This window comes from Roseibium denhamense (genome assembly GCF_009711415.1).
Classification (GTDB): domain Bacteria; phylum Pseudomonadota; class Alphaproteobacteria; order Rhizobiales; family Stappiaceae; genus Roseibium; species Roseibium denhamense.
Map to the genome: position 1 here is coordinate 37,698 of NZ_SMLZ01000110.1, position 18,736 is coordinate 56,433.

The following is an 18,736-nucleotide window of genomic DNA, read 5'->3' on the forward strand; positions in this document are numbered from 1 at the left end:
ACTGTTGTCCTCAGAACCTTCTGCCAACCGATCCAGCCCATGCGCAAGATAATTGAAGCGGCAAGCCACCTTCCCGAGATCCTCGTCAGCTGGATAACGCCCAACGTTCGCCAGTACCGTGCCGCCCGTCTTCACATCGTTTGGGGCTTGGCAATAGTCATTGGATTGCTCGTCGCGGCCGCTGCCATCGCGTTCCGCAAACTGATCGGCTTGTTTCAGCTGCCCTGGCTTGGTACCGAAACGGAACTGACCATTCAGGCAGCCTTTATGCAGCCGTGGTGGCTGATCATGCTCGCCCCTGTTTTCGGCGGGCTGCTCGTTGGATGGATTCTGACCAAGTACCACCCCTATCAGCGGGCGGGCGGCGTTGCGGACGTCATTGAGGCACGGGCCTACGGAGCACGCGGGCTCCCATTGAAAGCCGGGCTTTGGTCTGCCCTGGTAACGGCGCTTTCCCTCGGCTTTGGCGCAAGTGCCGGACGGGAGGGCCCCGTGGTGCATCTTGGTGCCACTTTAGGCGCCGCTGTCACGTCCAAGTTCAACCTGCCGGATTCCGCAAGGCGCGTTCTTCTGGGCTGTGCGGTTGCCAGCGGCGTCTCGGCCTCGTTCAACGCCCCCATTGCGGGCGTTCTGTTTGCCCATGAAGTGGTGCTTGGCCATTATGCCGTATCGGCATTTGTCCCCATCGTCCTGGCCTCGGTCATGGGAACGCTGCTGGCGCGCCTCTATTTCGGCGACGTCGCGGCCTTTGAAATCCCGCTCTACGAGATTACGTCCTATTGGGAAATTCCGGCCTTCGCCCTTCTGGGGCTGACCTGCGCACTCGTCGCAATCATTTTTCAGTTCGCGTTGATCGGCACGGACTGGACAGCCCGGAACATCACCATGCCCTTGTGGCTCCGTCCCGTGATTGGCGGGCTGGCAGTCGGATCCATCGGCGTTTTCTACCCGGCGGTGCTTGGTGTCGGATATGAGGCGACTGACCTGGCTCTGAAACAGGAGCTGGCGATTTCAACCATGCTCATTCTTCTGGTCCTCAAGACCGCGGCAACAGCAATCACGCTTGCCTCCCGGTTTGGCGGCGGAATTTTCTCGCCAGCCCTTTATCTGGGGGCCATGACTGGGGGCGCATTCGGATTGATCGCAGCCTCGGCCTTTCCGGAAATGGCGTCCAGTCATGGTCTTTATGCCATTTTGGGCATGGGCGCCGTGGCAGCAGCCGTGCTTGGAGCCCCGGTGTCTACAACTGTAATCGTGTTCGAGCTTACCGGCGGCTATGCCCTGTCGATTGCGCTGCTCCTGGCCGTTTCCATCGCAACCGGCCTCACCCAGGCTGTCCACGGAAAATCCTACTTCCACTGGCAGCTGGGCATGCGTGGCTGCTTCGTCAATGAAGGCACACACCGGCATTTGAGCTATACGGTCAAGGTCCGGGAATTCATGGACCCACCGCCTGAGAAAAAGGAAGACCGGGTGTTCAATCCGGGCACCGATGGCCCTTACCTTCATGAAAACGACAGTCTGGAAAGCGCGCTCAAAAGTTTCGACTCCTGCGGCAAAGGCAGTCTGCCGGTCGTCCGCCACGGCGATGCGACACGCATTATAGGGATCGCGCGCCATGTCAGGGGCTTGCGCTATTTCAATGCAGCCCTGATCAAGGCCACAAAGGAAGAACACGAATAATCCGGCCCGATCCGGTTTGAATGGCCGGAGGCCAATCGCGATGCGTGCGCCTTAAAACTTTGACGGCTCTGTCGGTAAAACTTCGCCCGCATACCGATGCGACACCGGACGCCCCTTGATGCGGGTCGCAAGGTCTTTTTGGCCGACGAAAATCCGCGCTTGCCGGCCGCGCACACCGGGCAGATTGAAGACATCCAATCCCGTCCACGGCAGGAATGGATTGCGGCGGAGAGAGCCGTAAAGCCCCACACGGACAGATGGTTTGTCGCTAGCGGCCCTTGCATGAAACCCATGCGTATCGGCCACAACCAGCGTGTTTCCAGGCACCGAGAAGCGAACCGGGTCGTCATATCCCATTGCCCGTACCTGATCCGCCGGGAGACGGAACGATCCCCGCGCATGCAGGCGGTTTTCGTGATCCGCTGCAATCAGGCTTTGCTGGCGCTCCCATTCCAGCCGCTGCGGCGTGAGCCGGTGCGAGCCGGGAATATAGGTGAACGGTCCCTCACGATCATCAATGTCATAGAAGAACAGCCACGCCTTGGCGGTCGCGTGAAAGGTGTCGGAATGGAAGGCCGTTTGCGGATCCGCCCGCCGTTTTGCACCTGGATTGGTCATGACGATGTGCAGATAGACAAGCGGATCGCCATTGGTTGACCCCACATATCTCAAGCCGTTTTGGAACGGTTTGCTCCACACGGCTGCCCGCAGATACGGAAGGTTCTTCAAGACATTCGGCGGCAGGGGAATGAACCGGGTAACCGCGTTCCCCTGACGCATGTCCCAGGCCTTGAACCGGGTCGTCTCGATTTCGTGGCGGGCACCTTCGAGCGTCTCCGCGGAGAGTACGTTGCCGGTCTTGATGAACCCGTCCTGGGCATAGGCGTCGCGGCCTTGTGCATCCACAAGATGCGCCAAGCGCCTGCGCCGGCTGTCCGCGAGTCGCTCTGCCAGCTGAATGCGCCGCACATGCAAGCCAGCTTCATTCAGCCGGCGACTTCCGATCAATGGATTGTCGCAAAATGACTTGGCCCCTGTCGCGAGCTCGGCCGCGAACCAGGGCATTTTCAAGATATCCGCGCTCCGCATGTGCAGCCGCCTAAAACCGTTTCGAATAAACCGGGGCGCTGCAGCCATTTCGCAACAGCGCCCGTGCTTTACATTAAATCGCCCGCGTCGCGTTCTCCAGCCATGCGCGCTCTTTTTCTCCGACCAGCGGGCCGATAGAATCATAAACGCGCGCATGATAGGTGTTCAGCCAGTCGCGCTCAGCCTTAGTGAGAAGCGCCCCATCAATCAGACGCAAATCCATCGGCACAAGCGTGATGGTCTCAAACCCGTGCATCGGCCGCTCGCCGCCAGGGATGTCGCGCGGCTCAGTCACGATCTCGAGGTTTTCCAGCCGGATACCATACTCACCCGTGGGGTAATATCCGGGCTCGTTCGACAGGATCATACCGGCTTCCAGAGGCTGCGTTCCGGTCTTTGCGATCCGCTGTGGTCCTTCATGGACGCCCAGATAGACCCCAACACCGTGACCCGTTCCATGGTCGAAATCCAGACCGGCCTTCCAGAGGTCGATCCGGGCCAGCGTATCAAGCTGTGCCCCGGTTGTGCCGGCCGGAAACTTGGCGGTCGAAATGGCGATATGCCCCTTGAGCACCAGCGTGTAGTGCCGTTTCATCTCATCGGTCATGCTGCCGACCGCAAGCGTACGGGTGATGTCCGTGGTCCCGTCGATATACTGGCCACCGGAATCGATCAGATAAGGCTTTCCGACCGGAATCTTCAAGTTGCTGGACCGGCTTACCCGATAATGGCAAATCGCGCCATTCGGGCCCGCACCGGAAATCGTGTCGAAAGAGATGTCCTTCAAGGCACCTGTCTGGCGGCGGAAATCTTCCAGCTTTTCCGCAGCACCGATTTCATCAAGATTGCCTTTCGGCGCCTCTTCATCAAACCAGCACAGGAAGTTGATATAGGCGGCGGCATCGCGAATATGGGCCGCTCGTGCCCCCTCAAGCTCGACCGTGTTCTTGACTGCCTTGGGCAGAAGGATCGGGTCTTGCGCTTCGATGAGGGAGCCACCTGCCGCGGTGATGGCGTCGGCAATGCCAACACCGGCCAGCGACGGATCGATCAGAACGCTTGCGCCTGTCTTGCCCAATGTTTCAAGGCCGGACATGAAGGCGGACGGCTCCACAATATCTGTCAGTTCCGACAGGCTGTCCCGAACGGAATTCGAAAGCTTACGGCCGTCAATATGAAGGGCCGGTTTGCCATCGGCCGGCAAAGTGGCAAAGGACAGGGGCAGCGGCGTATGGCCCACATCAGACCCGCGGATGTTGAAGAGCCAGGCGATCGAATCGGGCTGTGTCAGAACACAGGCATCAGCCTTTTTACCCCGCAGGATCTCCTGTATTTCGGCAATCTTCTGCGTGGCATCCTTACCGGAATTTATCGTCGGATAGAGCTCAACCGCACCCAGCGGTGGCTCCGGCCGGTCCTCCCAAACAGCGTCCAGCGGGTTGTCTGAAAGCTTCACCAGCTCCGCCCCCGCTTCCCGGCACACGTCTTCGAGACGGCGGACCTCACGCACGGTGTGCAACATTGCATCAATGCCGAGTTTCTGGCCAGGCTGAAGATGCGTGGCCAGCCAGTCCGTGACTGGTTCATTGACTAGATGCTGGGCTGGAAACACAGACATATCAACCTGATCGCGGACCTGAATGGTGTAGCGCCCATCCACAAAGATTGCAGCGTCCCTGCCAAGAACGGCGGCCATGCCAGCAGACCCGGTAAACCCCGTCAGCCATTGCAGACGGCAGTCATGCGGCGGGACATATTCGCCCTGATGCGCGTCTGCTCTTGGAATTAGAAAACCATCTAGGCCGCGGCGGGTAAGTTCGGCCCTGAGAAGCGCTGCATGCGGCGCCCCGCAGGAGGGATCGCTAAGATCTTCGAATGTCTGAAACATGGCGCAGACGGTAATTTGACGGATTGTGCGGATCAAGACGTTTCGTGCCGCCGGACACCGGAATTTCAACCAAAGGAATGAGTGCGCTGCAACATTATGACTTCGCACATGCGGAATATGCAAGGCTGACATGCGCCATTTGGCCTACCTAATGCGTTGGGATCCCTCCATATTCTGGTCAATCAAACAAGAAAGACGTTCCTCCCTAGGGAAGCTTCTTGAAACTTCAAATGGGACTGTGACGATGACCATCGCAACGAGAACTTCTACCAGCGCTTCCAGCGGCTTCATGCGCCGTGCGTTTGACCGCATGATCGAAGCCCGCACCGTTCAAGCGCGCCGCTATGTCAACGGCTACCTGCTGTCTTTGGACGACGCGACCTTGGCCGCACACGGCTATGATCGTGCGCAGATTGAGCGCGAAGGGGCTGCTACAAGCGCCTTCTAAGCGACCGCAGCGGCATCCTTAAATCACGTATAAAAGAGGCCTGACAGAGTGGATCTGTCAGGCCTTTTTGCTTGTTCGGGTAGGAGCGTGCCGGATCAAGCGTGTTTCCGGCCGCGAACCAGGGTCAAGGTCAGCCAGCCGTCCTTCTCCCGGCGGCGGTCCAGGATAAAGCCCTGGCAGCCATAGGCGAATAGAATCCTCGGGCCATCCTCGACACGTAGACCACTCAAGACCAAGGTGGCCGTCTGCGTCATCTGCTCTCCGATGGATTTGGCCATTTTCATGAGCGGACGCGCCAGGATGTTGGCGATAACCAAGTCGAACGGCCCGTAAAGTGAGAAGCGCCGGTCTTGCATTCCGTTGGCGGTGAAGCCTTGCACTAGATGCGACGCACCGTTCAAACGGGCATTTTCAAGCGCGGTTTTGGTCGCAACCGGATCGATATCGGTTGCCAGAACGCTCTGCCGGGCTTTCAGGGCAGCGGCAATGGCAAGCACGCCGGTTCCGGTCCCCAGGTCCAGAATGCTTTGATACTCGCGCATGGACAAGAGCCGGTCGATCTCCTCTAGGCAGCCGGCCGTTGTGCCGTGGTGGCCGGTTCCAAAGGCAAGCGCTGCCTCGATCTCCAGCCCGATTGCGCCGCCCGGTACCTTGTCTCTGTCATGCCCGCCATGAACAAGAAAACGGCCCGCGAGAACAGGTTTCAGACCCTCCAGGCTTTTTTCAACCCAGTTGATATCCGGAAGCGCTTCTGCTTCGACCGGCGCTGCAAAGGCATCCGCGCCGACCCGGTCCCGGACAGTCGCAATCGCGTCCTCCGGCTCCATGTCGAACAACAATATTTCAGCGGCCCAAATCTTTCCATCCGGCGTGAATTCATAAATCGTGACCGGATAGCCATCCTCCTCAAACGCGCGTTCAAGGATGTCAGAAATTCTCTTGGCTTCCAGTTCTTCTGCGGTGATCCGCACGCGGATGGTCTTCATGTACCGGCCCTTTGGGGTTCGACCGCGTTTTGGAAAACGCGTCAAAGTTTGAGCGAGCGGTATAGCGCCAAGCCACCTGCCGGACCAGAGCTTTTCCGGAAATGCTGCCCCGCCTCTTTTCAATTGCTGCCCTGCGGCTGGCCACGGCACCGGCATGACCTAGTTTAATTGGAAAGACCTGGGAGGCTTCATGGCATTTATCGCTCACTTTCGCGCAGGCCGCGCACTTTTCTTCATGCTATGCGCCTTCGCCTTGGTCATCGCCCTGGCCCTCCCGGCGGGGGCACAAAACCTCCCTGACGAGCGTTTGTTCAAGGCCCTGAAAGACGCGCAGACCGAAAAAGACTCCCGCGCGATCGAAGCGGAAATCTGGGAAACCTGGATTTCGGCAGCTCCAACACCGGAAATCGAGTCCCTTGTGCGCGGCGCCATGACGAAACGGCGTGTTGCGGATTATGAAGGCGCGCTCTCGGATCTGGATGAGGCGATAGAACTCGCGCCAAATTACGCGGAAGCGTGGAACCAGCGCGCCTTTGTCTATTACCTGCAAGGACGTCCCGACAGGTCGCTTCAGGATCTTGATGAGGTGCTTCGGCTGGAGCCGCGCCATTTCGGTGCCTTGTCCGGCAAAGGCCGGATCCTGATGGAACAGGGCCGGGTCCGGCTGGGCCAAAAAGCCCTGCGCCAAGCGGTCTCCATCCACCCGTTTATCCAGGAACGTTTCCTTTTGATGGACATCGAGCCGGAAGAGGGCATTGAGCTGTAAGACCTATGCTCAGAAGCGGTGGAGAGACTTTCTCCGGTCTTTTGCGGTGTTGACCAGCGTTGATGTCCTTCAGGTCGCCTTTGCCAATGGCAAACGCAGGCGAACCGTGAGCCCGCCCCCCTTTGTATCAAGCAGCTCCACACTGCCGCCAATTGCCTCGACAATTGCGTTTGTAGTCGCAAGGCCAAGGCCGAACCCCGTGCCCTGGCGTACCTGCCGGGCAAGGTCACCGCGTTCGAACGGCTCCAAAAGCCGCGCCTTGTCCTCATCCGCAATCCCCGGGCCGTGGTCGCGGACATCGATCTGGCAAAATCCGTCCATGCTACTCAGGCTGATATCGGCCCCGTCGGCATAGTGGTTGGCATTGTCGATCAGGTTGGACAGTGCGCGGATGAAATCGTTGACATGAACCATGATGGCCAGTCCGGTTTCACATTCCAGCTGTACGGTCAGCCCGGTCTCGGAATACTTATCCACGACCGCCTGCAGCAGACTTGCAGCATCGGTCCGCACGAGCGGCTCGCTGCTGTTGCCCCCTTTCAGAAAGGCGAGCGCCTGTGTGATTTGCTGGTCCATCAGATCGAGGTCCGCCAGGCTCCGGTCCCGGATTTCCCCCTCCTCCAGAAGGTCCAGACGCAGACGCAACCGCGTGAGCGGGGTGCGAAGGTCATGACTGATGGCGGCCAGCGTCCGCCTTTGTTTGCTGACAAAATCCTGGATTTGCAGCTGCATCCGGTTGAATGCCTCACCGGCCGTCCGGATTTCCTCAGGTCCTGAAATCGATACGGGCACAGGCTCGGCACCCTGCTTCGCGAAATCCTCGGCGGCGGATGCGAGATCCTCCATCGGCCGCACAACTCCGCGAATGGCCCACAACATCAGGCCGGTGAAGGCAAGCGCGACAAAAACACAAACGAAAATGATGGAGCGCCACGGCCCGGGTGGCAACGGTTCTCCCGACCGGTTCCAAACCGCCCGCACGAGGTCACCGTCCTGCAGCCGGAAGTACAGATAATGCGGTGTGCCGCGCCTGCCCTCCACATGCACCAGCTCGATGCCGGGAAGAACTTCGCCCAATGCAAACGGACCATGACGCCGCTTAGAAGCTTTCAAACCACGATCCGGCAATGAGCCTGACGGCACAGGCTCCAGGTCCAACTCCGTGTTCCCGGACTTTAGCGCGGCCAAGATCGCCGGGCGTTCCAAGGCAGGCGTTTCGTTCAACTTGGCGATGGTCATGGCGTTCACAAACGTCATCATCACCGTCGGGCTTTTGTCAAAAGACTGCTGCAACAAGAAGCCGCCCAGGGCCGCAGCGCTCATCATGATCACACCGGTGAGGCTTAGCAGGACCAAGACCTGTTTCAGAACGGACCTTGGCCAAAACGTCCTAAGCATGACCGCTGTAGAGGACGGCAGGTGCCACAAACTCGTACCCGCCCGACCGCACCGTGACGATGAACTGGTATCCCGCGCCGCCCGCCTTCAGCTTGGCACGCAACCGGCTGACCAGAATGTCGACGCTGCGACCGTTGGTGGCACCGATCTGGCCATAGGTCAGATCGACAAGCTGATCGCGGCTCAAGACCCGGCCACTGCGTTCGGCCATGACCTGCAGAAGATTGAATTCCCCCGGTGTCAGTGTGACCAGGCTCTTCTCCGGATTGACCAGCGTCCGGGTCGTGCAGTCCATTTCCCAGCCTTCAAAGGACACACGTTTTGCCGATGCCCTTGGCGCTGCCTGACCCATTTCAACGCGCCGGAAGAGTGCCCGCACCCGCGCGATCAGTTCCCGCGGATTGAATGGCTTGGAAACATAATCATCCGCGCCGACCTCCAGTCCGATGACCCGGTCAATATCGTCAGATTTCGCCGACACAATAATGATCGGCAATGTACTGGTCGCCCGGACACGCCGGCACAGGCTGATCCCATCTTCGCCCGGCAACATGATATCGAGAATGACGAGATCAAACCGGTCGCTGGCAAGCAGACGGTCCATTTCAACGCCATTGGTCGAAACGGTGACCTTGAAGTCCTGGGCAACGAGATGCCGTTTCATCAGCATCCCAATTTCAGGGTCGTCTTCGACGATTAGAATATGCGGTGTCCGGCTCATGCCTGCTTTTAGGCCAAAACAGCGCGGAGATTCATCTTAAAAATGCGGAAAGTGTTTCCGTTTGTTTCTGCCGGGTGAGGCTGAAAAAAGCCGAAATCAACGGCCGCCAACCGTTAAGATCCCGTAAACCAATGCGCTCCCAGGGTGACCTTACTCAAGCCGCCGCTCTTGCAGGAGCGAACCATGCAGATCGGATCAGCATCCTTCACAAGACTTCCGGGGAACCTGTCGGGAGATCAAACCACTACGAGCCCAAATACGAAAGTGGGCGAAGGCGGCCAAGACAGATTGTAAGCTTTACAGTCTGAGACATTCCGGGCCTCTGATCCCCACAACACACCCTGAGGTCCGAAATACGGTTTCTTGAAACCAGGTTCCTGCCTGATTAGGTCCCGCCCTGGATCAAAGGGCGATAAATCAGAAACGATTTAAAACCCAACTTCGATTGATCATGGGAGGATCGAGCATCTTACGGCGTTTCCAACAAACGCCCGATGCTTTCGCCACTGCCCCTTATTGGCATCAAGAAACCGGCCGGCCGCCCCCAGCGCCTCTGGGGGCGGCCGGTTTTTAACTGGACTGCATTGATCCACGGATTTGGTACGCGGCTTCAGTGGCGCTCGACAAAGCTGTCGATGACCTTCTTCTGCCCCGCCTTCTCAAAATCAATTGTCAGCTTGTTTCCCTCGATCGATTTGATCGCGCCATAGCCGAACTTGATGTGAAAGACCCGTTCGCCAACGGAATACTCAGAAGGGGTTTCACTGACCGATTTGGCCACCAGCTCGCCCTCAATCGTCAGTGGCCCCTGCCGTTTTTGCCGGGCGGACTGATATCCGCGGCCACCGCCATCTGAAAAACCGCCGGAAGACTGGCGCGCCCTTTGCGCCCGCTGCCAGCCGGGCGTCGAATAGCTGCCGCTGTCAAACGGGTCACGGCTGTCAAAGCGCGAGGCACCGTAACCGCCGCCGCCGTATCCCCCGTAATTCGATGAGGCTTCCGCGATTTCAACATGATCGGGCGGCAGCTCGTCCAGAAACCGGGACGGAATGCTGGACTGCCATTGACCGTGAATGCGCCGGTTGGAGGCGAAATACAGCTTCGCCCGTTTCTTGGCGCGGGTAATGCCGACATAGGCAAGCCGCCGCTCTTCTTCCAGGCCTGCGCGGCCGCTTTCGTCCAGTGCCCGCTGATGCGGGAACAGCCCCTCCTCCCAGCCAGGCAGGAACACTGTGTCGAATTCCAGCCCCTTGGCGGAATGGAGCGTCATGATCGAGACGGCATCGCTCGCATCCGCACTGTCCCGGTCCATGACAAGCGAAATATGCTCCAGAAATCCGGCCAAGGATTCGAAGTCTTCCATGGACCGGATCAGTTCTTTCAGGTTGTCTAGCCGACCGGGCGCCTCGGCCGACCGGTCCTGCCGCCACATTTCGGTGTAGCCGCTTTCATCCAGAATGATTTCGGCCAATTCGGTATGCTTGACCGTGCCGAGCTGGCGGCGCCAGCGCTCGAAATTGTCAAGTACTGTTTTGAGCGCATTGCGCGGCTTGGGTTTGAGCTCTTCGGTGTCGATCAGCTGCGCAGCCGCCTGCATCAACGGAATGCGCTCTGCCCGCGCCAGACCATGCACCAGCTTCAAGGTCGCATCGCCCAGCCCACGTTTCGGGGTGTTCACGATCCGCTCAAACGCCAGATCGTCGGCAGGCTGAACAGTACAGCGCAGATACGCCATTGCATCGCGGATTTCCATCCGCTCATAAAAGCGAGGGCCGCCAATGACCCGGTAATTCAGGCCAAGCGTGACAAACCGGTCTTCGAACTCACGCATCTGGAACGAGGCACGGACCAGAACGGCCATCTCGTTCAGCGCATGCCCTTTGGTCTGAAGCGCCTCGATTTCATCCCCGATGGTGCGGGCTTCTTCCTCGCTGTCCCAGACCGACGCGACCGAGACCAGATCATGGTCCGGCTCCTGGAAATCGGTGAACAGCGTCTTGCCAAGACGTCCTTCGTTGAACGAGATCAGATGAGACGCAGCCGCCAGGATATGACTGGTGGAGCGGTAGTTGCGCTCCAGCCGGATCACCTCCGCGCCTTTGAAGTCATGCTCGAAGCGCAGGATGTTATCGACTTCCGCGCCGCGCCAGCCATAAATCGACTGATCGTCATCGCCGACGCAGCAGACATTCGGATTGCCCTGCGCAAGAAGCCGGAGCCACAGATACTGGGCAATGTTGGTGTCCTGGTACTCATCCACCAGCATGTAGCGGAACCGCCGCTGATACTCGGAGAGAACGTCCGGGCGCGTTTTGAACAGTGTGATGACATGGAGTAGAAGATCGCCAAAATCAGCGGCATTCAGGATCGATAAACGTTCCTGATATTCCTCGTAGAGCTTGCGGCCCTTCCCATTGGCGAATGCCCGTGCTTCGCCTTCGGGCACCTGGTCCGGCGTCAAAGCCCGGTTCTTCCAGCCATCCAGCATGCTGGCAAAGGCTCTCGCCGTCCAGCGCTTGTCGTCCAGCCCCTCAGCCTGAATGATTTGCTTGATCAAGCGGATCTGATCGTCGGTATCAAGGATGGAAAAGCCGGACTTCAGGCCGATCAGCTCGGCATGTTTTCGAAGGATTTTCACACAGATCGAGTGGAACGTTCCGAGCCAGGCCATGCCCTCGACATTGCCGCCGACAAACCCGGCAATGCGGTCCTTCATTTCCCGCGCGGCCTTATTGGTAAAGGTAACGGCCAGAATTTCGTGTGGGCGTGCCAGACCGGTCGCCAGAATATGAGCGATCCGGGTTGTCAGGACCCTTGTCTTGCCGGTTCCGGCACCGGCCAGCACCAGAACCGGACCTTCCGTGGTTTCAACGGCGAGCCGCTGTTCGGGATTGAGGCCGGTCAGGTAATCCGGCGCCTTGCGGGCTGCCATGGCCCGCGCTGCAATTCCACCGCCAGGACGAGCAGGTGCGGGCTCCGCTCCAGTGCGGGTTCCGACCGGCTGAAAAGGATCGTCGAAGGCATCATCGTACCCGTTCGGGTCTGTCATATAGCGTGGTCCGGTCTCTTGCAGGTTCGAAGAACAATATAGCAACAAATACGGCGCTGACGAGACGGGACAAAAGGATTTGGTGGGGACAAGACCACAAGCAACGCTTGTGCTTAAAACGAAAAACGGGGAGATATGAACCTCCCCGCATCAAACATAAAAGAAAAGGTGGCACTAAGCCGCTTCATCCTCATGGACCTGGGCCAGGAACTCGCTCACAACCCCAGACAGATCTGTGGCAACCTTGCCAAGTTGGTCAGCTGACCGGCTCATGGCCTCCGACTGATCACGGGTCTGGTCGATCGACCCGGACACACCCGATACGTTGGAAGCGGCCGCCGATGCACCATCAGAAGCCAGCGTGATGCTCTGGGTGATTTCGCTGGTCGCCGCGTTCTGCTCATCAACGGAGACCGCAATCGTGCTGGTTACTGATTGCACCTCGCCAATCTGTTCCACAATCGAACGGATTGCCGTTACGGATTTTTGTGTCGAACTTTGGACTTCGGCAATCTGGCTGGCAATTTCGTCCGTCGCCTTTGCGGTCTGTGTGGACAGTTCCTTGACCTCGGCTGCAACAACCGCGAAGCCTTTCCCGGCCTCCCCTGCGCGGGCAGCTTCGATGGTCGCGTTCAGGGCAAGCAGATTTGTCTGCTCGGCGATTGCCCGGATCATCTCCACGACTTCTCCGATCTTGTCGGCAGTTTCAGCCAGGATCGAGACGTCCTTGTCGGCAGCTTGCGCGGTGTTTGAAGCGGCTTCGGAAATTTCCATGGCCGTATTGGCCTGCCGCGAAATCTCGCTGATAGACGCCGACAGCTCGGCCGCCGCAGAGGCAACCGTTTGTACGTTGGTGGTCGCTTCTTCTGTCGCCGAATTCGCCGCGGATGCGCTCTCGGAGGCATAGTGGGCAATTTGCACCATCTGACCCGCAGATTGCCCGACCTCGCGGGCTTCATTTTGGAGCTGGTTCTGGATCGCGCTGACGCTTGACTGGAATTTCCGGATCGCCGCTTCCACGTGCTCTTGACGCTTGCGCCGTTCGACGCGAGTTCTCTCGGCTTCTTCCTCGAGCTCCCGTTGGTGCAAGGCATTGACCTTGAACACCTTGGCCGCGCGCGCAATATCACCGATTTCATCAGGGCGATCCTGAAACGGGATACGTGATTCCAGATCGCCATCGGCCAGTTTGGAGATCGTTCCGCTTTGAATCTTAAGAATTCTGGCGATTCCAATGACTTGAATCACGACGAAAGCAATGCCACCAAGTGTAATGATAGCAGCAAATAGACTGATCCAGAAAATTTCAGACTGAAGGCGAGCAATATCATCATCAGCTGCCGCCTCTGCCCGGTGGACCAATTCATCTGACACATCCTTAATGAGATTAAGGCGTTTTGTTGCGGTGGCGAACCACACATCACCGGTCAAACCCTCAGCGTCCTTGCTGAGTAGAAGGTTTTGAATAACCGGGCGCCATTGCTGCACCTGGTTTACGTCCGGGCCGGTTAGAGTATTCTCAAAAATTGTCTTTTGACCAGGAAGAGCGATTGCACCGAATTCAGACAGAAAAGCCTGCTCGGCGCCCAGTTTTTTCATGTAATTCAAAAATACCGGATAGTTCACTTCACCGGTTTCCGTAAACTCGGTCAGGAGACTAGCACCCAGGGCACGCTCAAGCCCCCCCGCTTCCTTGGCCTCCACAAGCGCAATAAACGGGAACAACTCTGAAGTGATTTCAGGGGATGGGCTCGCCTCAATCGCCACACCAATCAGGTGAATGAGCTCGTGGATTTCAGCCGTATAGTTTTTAACAATGTCCGGCGCTTTGAATGTGCGATTGTCAACACTGGCCCGGAAACCGGCAATCTTGTCCAGCGTCCCACTAACCTTCAAGAGATCATCTTGAGTGGTTTTGTCACTCAGTGAAACCTGGTCAAGGTGATCGCGGAACAGCGCAATCTTCTCATCGACAAGTGGTCTTTGTTTGTCAACATTCGCACGTTTTGAAGCTGCGTAGCCGGACCTCACAAGACCGACACTCATGCCACGTTCTTTCTGCAACTCATGCACTACATTAGCCGCATCCTCGGCTACGCGCGTGAGCGGCTGCATGTAAACATGATGCTTCAGTTCGTCGGCTTTTTCATAGACCGATAATCCGGCAAAGCCTGCTACAGCAAGCATCGGCCCGAGCGCCAGCAAGACGATCTGTACCTTAATACGTTTCATTTCCCACCACCCTCCACAGCGGATTTCTGGCGAGACGCTAGGGTCGCAGCGTTACCTGTTACTTAACGGAATGACAAACTTGGCAAAACACGACAAAAAAACAGAAACATGCCAAGAAAAACAACTAAGAGTGATGCATTTAAAATCAAGCAACCTGATATTTATTACAATAGAAAGACAGTGAAGTTACACTTTTAAAGTGAAACAATTTCCGATGAGTCGGCACGATTTCCAAGGATTGGCATCAAGCACCAACCAGATCGAACCAGCCATCTTCGGAAATCACCTCGACCTCCAGATCCTGTGCTTTTTTCAGCTTGGATCCGGCACCAGGGCCCGCGACCACAAGATCGGTCTTCTTAGACACCGACCCGGAGACCTTCGCTCCAAATCGCTCCGCCATGGCTTTCGCTTCGTCCCGGGTCATGCGTTCGAGAGATCCGGTAAAGACAACGGTCTTTCCGGCAACGGGAGATCCGGAGGCCTCGATTTTTTCTGCTTGTTTAGGCGAAACCTCCGCCAGCAGGGCATCCAGTTGATCCCGATTATGCTGTTCGCCGAAAAACGCCACGAGCGCCTCGGCAACGATATGGCCGATGCCGTCGATATCGTTGAGGTCGGCCCAGGCTTCGGAGGATTTGTCACTGGCCGCTGTCATTGCCGCATAAAACGCATCCCAGGACCCATAGCCGCGCGCCAGTAGTTTGGCGTTGCCCTCGCCGACATGGCGAATGCCGAGCGCGAATATGAAGCGGTGCAGATCGATCTCTTTGCGGGCCCTGATTGCTTCGAAAAGGTTGCGGGCGGATACGGCTCCCCACCCTTCCCGATTGCGCAGCTTCGTCAGGGCGCGCTTGTCCCGCTCCTCCAGCGTAAAGATATCGGCTGGGGCCATAACCAGGCCGTCCTTGTAGAACGCATCGACCTGCTTGTCGCCGAACCCTTCGATATCGAAGGCATTTCTTGAAACGAAGTGCTTGAGCTTTTCAGTCGCCTGGGCCGGACAGATTAAGCCGCCGGTGCAGCGCCGGACCGCATCCTTGCGGCCGGTCTTTTCGTTTTCTTCCCGAACGGCATGGCTACCGCACGCGGGACACAGGTCCATGGGCTTGAACTTGACCGCCTCTTCCGGGCGTTTGTCCAGGTCCACATCAATGATCTGCGGGATAACATCTCCGGCACGCTGGATTTTGACCGTATCCCCGACGCGAAGATCCTTGCCGCCGCGGATGGGTTCTCCGTCCTGACCAATGCCCAAAATGTAATCTTCATTGTGAAGGGTCGCATTGGAAACGACAACACCGCCCACCGTGATCGGCTCAAGCTTGGCGACTGGCGTCAATGCACCGGTTCGCCCGACCTGGATTTCGATGTCATTCAAAACCGTCCAGGCCTGTTCGGCCGGAAACTTGTGCGCAATTGCCCAGCGGGGTGACCTGGAGACAAACCCAAGTCGCTCCTGAAGGTCAAGGCGGTCGACCTTGTACACCACACCGTCGATATCGTAGTCGAGCTGCGCACGGTTTTCTTCGATCCCGTGATAGACGTCCAGAAGCTCTTCGACCGTTTCGCAGCGTTTCATCAAGGGATTGATTTGAAAGCCCCACTTGCCGAGCTGAGCCACCATTCCCGACTGGGTGTCCTCCGGCAGAGCGCTCACTTCGCCCCAGGCATAGGCAAAGAACTTCAACGGGCGGGAAGCCGTGATTTCGGATTTCAGCTGGCGGAGCGATCCTGCCGCCGCGTTCCGCGGATTGGCAAACACTTTGCCGCCATTTGCCGCCATGCGCATGTTGAGGGCCTGAAAGTCCTTGTGGGCCATGTAGACCTCACCGCGCACCTCAACAATCTCGGGAAAGTCCCCGGCAAGACCCTGAGGAATATCCTCAATCGTCTTGGCATTTTCCGTAACGTTCTCGCCCGTAGTGCCGTCGCCCCGTGTTGCCGCATAAACGAGTTTGCCGTCTTCAAAGCGCAAGGACAGGGACAACCCATCGATCTTCGGCTCAGCCGTCACCGCCAGCGCGCCCATCAACGGATCAAATTTCAGAAACCGCCGGACGCGCCCTACGAAGTCCCGGACATCCTCATCGGAAAAGGCATTGTCCAGCGACAGCATCGGTACACGGTGCGTGACCTTGGAAAAACCGGAAGCCGGTGCTGCACCGATCTGCGCAGATGGTCCATCGGCGCGTATGAGGTTCGGAAACCGGGCTTCGATTGCCGCATTCCGGCGGCGCAGCGCATCATACTTCGCGTCGGAAATCGTCGGCGCATCATCCTGGTGATACCGCCGGTCATGTTCAGCGATCTCCTCGGCGAGCCGCTCCAATTCAACCTTGGCCTCTTCGGGTGAAAGCATGCTCACTTCGGACGAAGGCTCTGTATTTTCAGACATGTAACCAGCAACAAAAAACAGCGTGGGGATGAGGGCCTGGAACCAAACGCCGGCCCGTGCGTTTGATCAATATGCCGCTTTTCACTGAAAGGACAACGGAGTTAGTCATGGCAATTCAAACCGACAACAACAAAACGGCAAAAGCGATTGAGTCACGCACTTTGTGGTTTGTGTTGGGCGCGCTCATCGTAGCCGGTTGCATTGGTGCCTACTATTACATCCAGGAGGAACAGTCCGAACCGGGCCTGTCGATCGAACTCGGCCTCCCGAACGGTGAAGAGCGTGAATTGAATCTCGCTTTGCCGGGGGCTGACGAAGGCTGACCGGGCTAGAAGGCAAGCCACTTGCACAGACCATTCGGGCCACATCACATCGGTGATGTGGCCTTTTCACATTCCAGGGTCAGGGGACAGATACAGCCATCAGTTTCTTAGCGGCCGCGCGGGCTTCTTCAGTGATGACGCTGCCTGCGAGCATTCGCGCGATCTCTTCGCTGCGGTGATCATCATCTATGCGGGTGACGCGGGTTGCCACCCGGTCCTTGCTGGCGGCCTCCTTGGCGATCAGGAAATGGCCTTCCGCGCGGGCTGCCACCTGCGGCGCATGTGTGACTGTCAAAACCTGAACGCTTCCTGCCAGCCGGGCAAGACGCAATCCGATAGCCTCTGCGACAGCACCGCCGACCCCGGTATCAATCTCATCAAAGACGAGCGTCGGCGCAGACCCCTTGTCGGCAAGAGAAACCTTCAAAGCCAGCAAAAAGCGGGACAGTTCACCGCCGGATGCAACCTTCATCATCGGCCCGGGCTTTGTGCCGGGGTTAGTCTGAACATGAAACTCGAGCGTATCGATCCCCGACCGACCCCGGCTTTCCGAATCAGTAGCAAGTTCAACGATGAACTTCGCCCGTTCCAGCTTCAAATCCGGCAATTCCGTCTCAACGGCTTTTTCCAGCGCCCTTGCCGTCTTCCGGCGTTTTTCAGACAGCGACACAGCTTTCTGATCATAGGCGGACCGAGCCTTGGCAGCGGTCTCAACAAGGGCGGCCAGCTTGTCTTCACCAGCATCCAGATCGCCCAGGTCATTGGCCATGCGTTCGCACAGGGCTGCCAGTTCGTCCACCGGCACGGAGAATTTGCGCGACGCCGCGCGCAAGGCAAACAGCCGCTCCTCAACGCTTTCCAGTTCACGGGGGTCGAATTCAGTCTCCCGAAGCGCTGCTTCAAGCCCGCCGCGCGTCTCCTCCAGAAGGTCGAGCGCTTCGGACAGGGTCCTGACCGGCGTCCCGAGCAAAGCCGGCACCTGGTCGGCTTTCCGTTCAAGGCGGCGGAGCAAACTCGCCAGCTCCGGAATCGGTGACGCCGCACCGTTCAAGGTTTCAAATGCTTCATTCAGATCGCCGGCAATCTTTTCGACAGCCATCATGTCGGTGCGCCGCGCGGCAAGCTCTTCTTCTTCACCGGCCTGCGGCTTCAGCTGCGAGAGCTCCTCCACGGCCGCGCGCAGGAAATCCGCTTCATTGCGGGCCGCCTCGATGCGCGCTTCGTGATCCCTCACGGCCTTGTCCGCCGCCTTGTAAGCAGAATAGGCGGCCGACACAGCATCAACATCTTTCGCCAGTCCGCCGAACACATCAATCAGCGCCCGGTGGCTGTCGGCATCCACAAGCGCGCGATCATCGTGCTGGCCATGAATTTCGACCAGCAAAACGCCCGCCTGGCGCAACAGGCCGGCACTAACCGGCTGATCGTTTATGAAGGCGCGCGTGCGGCCGTCTGCGGCCTGTATCCGGCGCAGGATGATATCCCCGTCATGCTCAAGATCATTGTCCTTCAAAAGGAAGCGCACCGGGTGAGACATCGGCACATCAAAGGCAGCCGTGACCTGGCCCTGGCCTTCCCCATGGCGGACAAGGTCCGCGTCACCGCGCGCGCCAAGGGCGAGGGACATGGAATCCAGCAAAATGGATTTTCCCGCGCCTGTCTCGCCGGTGAGGACCGACATTCCAGCAGCAAAATCCAGGTCTAATCGGTCGATGAGGACGATGTCGCGGATGGACAGCGTAACCAGCATGAATG

General features: G+C 58.0%; 13 protein-coding genes. 4 read left to right on the forward strand and 9 right to left on the reverse strand.

Annotation, left to right across the window (positions count from 1 at the left end; all coding sequences use genetic code 11):
• Nucleotides 1-39 precede the first annotated feature (39 nt).
• A complete protein-coding gene (locus E1180_RS13555) occupies nucleotides 40-1,683 on the forward strand; it encodes a chloride channel protein (RefSeq protein WP_155191757.1) in 1,644 nt (547 codons plus the stop codon).
• A 51-nt stretch (nucleotides 1,684-1,734) separates the two neighbouring features.
• Here E1180_RS13555 and E1180_RS13560 read toward each other — a convergent pair whose 3' ends face one another.
• Nucleotides 1,735-2,772, reverse strand: coding sequence for a phytanoyl-CoA dioxygenase family protein (locus E1180_RS13560; RefSeq protein WP_155191759.1), 1,038 nt, complete (start codon nucleotides 2,770-2,772; stop codon nucleotides 1,735-1,737).
• Between the two features lie 73 nt (nucleotides 2,773-2,845).
• Complete coding sequence (locus E1180_RS13565) at nucleotides 2,846-4,660, reverse strand: aminopeptidase P family protein (protein WP_155191893.1); 1,815 nt, start codon at nucleotides 4,658-4,660, stop codon at nucleotides 2,846-2,848.
• 244 nt (nucleotides 4,661-4,904) lie between these two features.
• Between E1180_RS13565 and E1180_RS13570 the strand changes: the two genes are divergently transcribed.
• Entirely contained in the window at nucleotides 4,905-5,108 is a 204-nt protein-coding gene (locus E1180_RS13570) for a hypothetical protein (RefSeq protein WP_155191761.1), read from the forward strand.
• 95 nt (nucleotides 5,109-5,203) lie between these two features.
• Here E1180_RS13570 and E1180_RS13575 read toward each other — a convergent pair whose 3' ends face one another.
• A complete protein-coding gene (locus tag E1180_RS13575; RefSeq protein WP_155191762.1) occupies nucleotides 5,204-6,094 on the reverse strand; it encodes a 50S ribosomal protein L11 methyltransferase in 891 nt (296 codons plus the stop codon).
• 190 nt (nucleotides 6,095-6,284) lie between these two features.
• Here E1180_RS13575 and E1180_RS13580 point away from each other — a divergent pair, with 190 nt between their 5' ends.
• Nucleotides 6,285-6,860 carry a tetratricopeptide repeat protein gene (locus E1180_RS13580; RefSeq protein WP_155191763.1) on the forward strand — a complete coding sequence of 192 codons (576 nt, stop codon included), beginning with the start codon at nucleotides 6,285-6,287 and terminating at the stop codon, nucleotides 6,858-6,860.
• A 69-nt stretch (nucleotides 6,861-6,929) separates the two neighbouring features.
• Here the strand turns inward: E1180_RS13580 and E1180_RS13585 are convergent, their stop codons facing one another.
• The 5 genes from E1180_RS13585 to ligA all read right to left on the reverse strand — a co-directional run bounded on the left by E1180_RS13585 (nucleotide 6,930) and on the right by ligA (nucleotide 16,658).
• Nucleotides 6,930-8,258: an ATP-binding protein gene (locus E1180_RS13585; RefSeq protein ID WP_155191764.1), complete on the reverse strand. Its 1,329-nt coding sequence runs from the start codon at nucleotides 8,256-8,258 to the stop codon at nucleotides 6,930-6,932.
• Nucleotides 8,251-8,979, reverse strand: coding sequence for a response regulator (locus tag E1180_RS13590; protein ID WP_155191765.1), 729 nt, complete (start codon nucleotides 8,977-8,979; stop codon nucleotides 8,251-8,253). The genes E1180_RS13585 and E1180_RS13590 overlap by 8 nt, the downstream gene beginning before the upstream one ends.
• Before the next feature lie 610 nt (nucleotides 8,980-9,589).
• Nucleotides 9,590-12,028 (reverse strand): ATP-dependent helicase, encoded by a 2,439-nt coding sequence (locus E1180_RS13595; protein ID WP_155191766.1) that lies wholly within the window; start codon nucleotides 12,026-12,028, stop codon nucleotides 9,590-9,592.
• Nucleotides 12,029-12,202: 174 nt separating this feature from the next.
• The gene (locus tag E1180_RS13600; RefSeq protein ID WP_155191767.1) at nucleotides 12,203-14,260 is read right to left on the reverse strand and encodes a methyl-accepting chemotaxis protein; all 2,058 of its coding nucleotides are present in this window, start codon (nucleotides 14,258-14,260) and stop codon (nucleotides 12,203-12,205) included.
• A 244-nt stretch (nucleotides 14,261-14,504) separates the two neighbouring features.
• On the reverse strand, nucleotides 14,505-16,658 hold the full coding sequence (ligA, locus tag E1180_RS13605; protein WP_155191768.1) for an NAD-dependent DNA ligase LigA: 2,154 nt from the start codon (nucleotides 16,656-16,658) through the stop codon (nucleotides 14,505-14,507).
• Nucleotides 16,659-16,765: 107 nt separating this feature from the next.
• Here ligA and E1180_RS13610 point away from each other — a divergent pair, with 107 nt between their 5' ends.
• Entirely contained in the window at nucleotides 16,766-16,981 is a 216-nt protein-coding gene (locus E1180_RS13610) for a hypothetical protein (RefSeq protein WP_155191769.1), read from the forward strand.
• Between the two features lie 79 nt (nucleotides 16,982-17,060).
• On the opposite strand, the gene recN is transcribed toward E1180_RS13610, so the two are convergent.
• Nucleotides 17,061-18,731, reverse strand: coding sequence for a DNA repair protein RecN (gene recN / locus E1180_RS13615; protein WP_155191770.1), 1,671 nt, complete (start codon nucleotides 18,729-18,731; stop codon nucleotides 17,061-17,063).
• Nucleotides 18,732-18,736 lie beyond the last annotated feature (5 nt).

Bases quoted from the DNA above. Each gene is read 5' to 3' on its own strand.
- E1180_RS13555 (WP_155191757.1), top strand. From the start codon at position 40: ATGCGCAAGATAATTGAAGCGGCAAGCCACCTTCCCGAGATCCTCGTC.
- E1180_RS13560 (WP_155191759.1), bottom strand. From the start codon at position 2,772: ATGCGGAGCGCGGATATCTTGAAAATGCCCTGGTTCGCGGCCGAGCTC.
- E1180_RS13565 (WP_155191893.1), bottom strand. From the start codon at position 4,660: ATGTTTCAGACATTCGAAGATCTTAGCGATCCCTCCTGCGGGGCGCCG.
- E1180_RS13570 (WP_155191761.1), top strand. From the start codon at position 4,905: ATGACCATCGCAACGAGAACTTCTACCAGCGCTTCCAGCGGCTTCATG.
- E1180_RS13575 (WP_155191762.1), bottom strand. From the start codon at position 6,094: ATGAAGACCATCCGCGTGCGGATCACCGCAGAAGAACTGGAAGCCAAG.
- E1180_RS13580 (WP_155191763.1), top strand. From the start codon at position 6,285: ATGGCATTTATCGCTCACTTTCGCGCAGGCCGCGCACTTTTCTTCATG.
- E1180_RS13585 (WP_155191764.1), bottom strand. From the start codon at position 8,258: ATGCTTAGGACGTTTTGGCCAAGGTCCGTTCTGAAACAGGTCTTGGTC.
- E1180_RS13590 (WP_155191765.1), bottom strand. From the start codon at position 8,979: ATGAGCCGGACACCGCATATTCTAATCGTCGAAGACGACCCTGAAATT.
- E1180_RS13595 (WP_155191766.1), bottom strand. From the start codon at position 12,028: ATGACAGACCCGAACGGGTACGATGATGCCTTCGACGATCCTTTTCAG.
- E1180_RS13600 (WP_155191767.1), bottom strand. From the start codon at position 14,260: ATGAAACGTATTAAGGTACAGATCGTCTTGCTGGCGCTCGGGCCGATG.
- ligA (WP_155191768.1), bottom strand. From the start codon at position 16,658: ATGTCTGAAAATACAGAGCCTTCGTCCGAAGTGAGCATGCTTTCACCC.
- E1180_RS13610 (WP_155191769.1), top strand. From the start codon at position 16,766: ATGGCAATTCAAACCGACAACAACAAAACGGCAAAAGCGATTGAGTCA.
- recN (WP_155191770.1), bottom strand. From the start codon at position 18,731: ATGCTGGTTACGCTGTCCATCCGCGACATCGTCCTCATCGACCGATTA.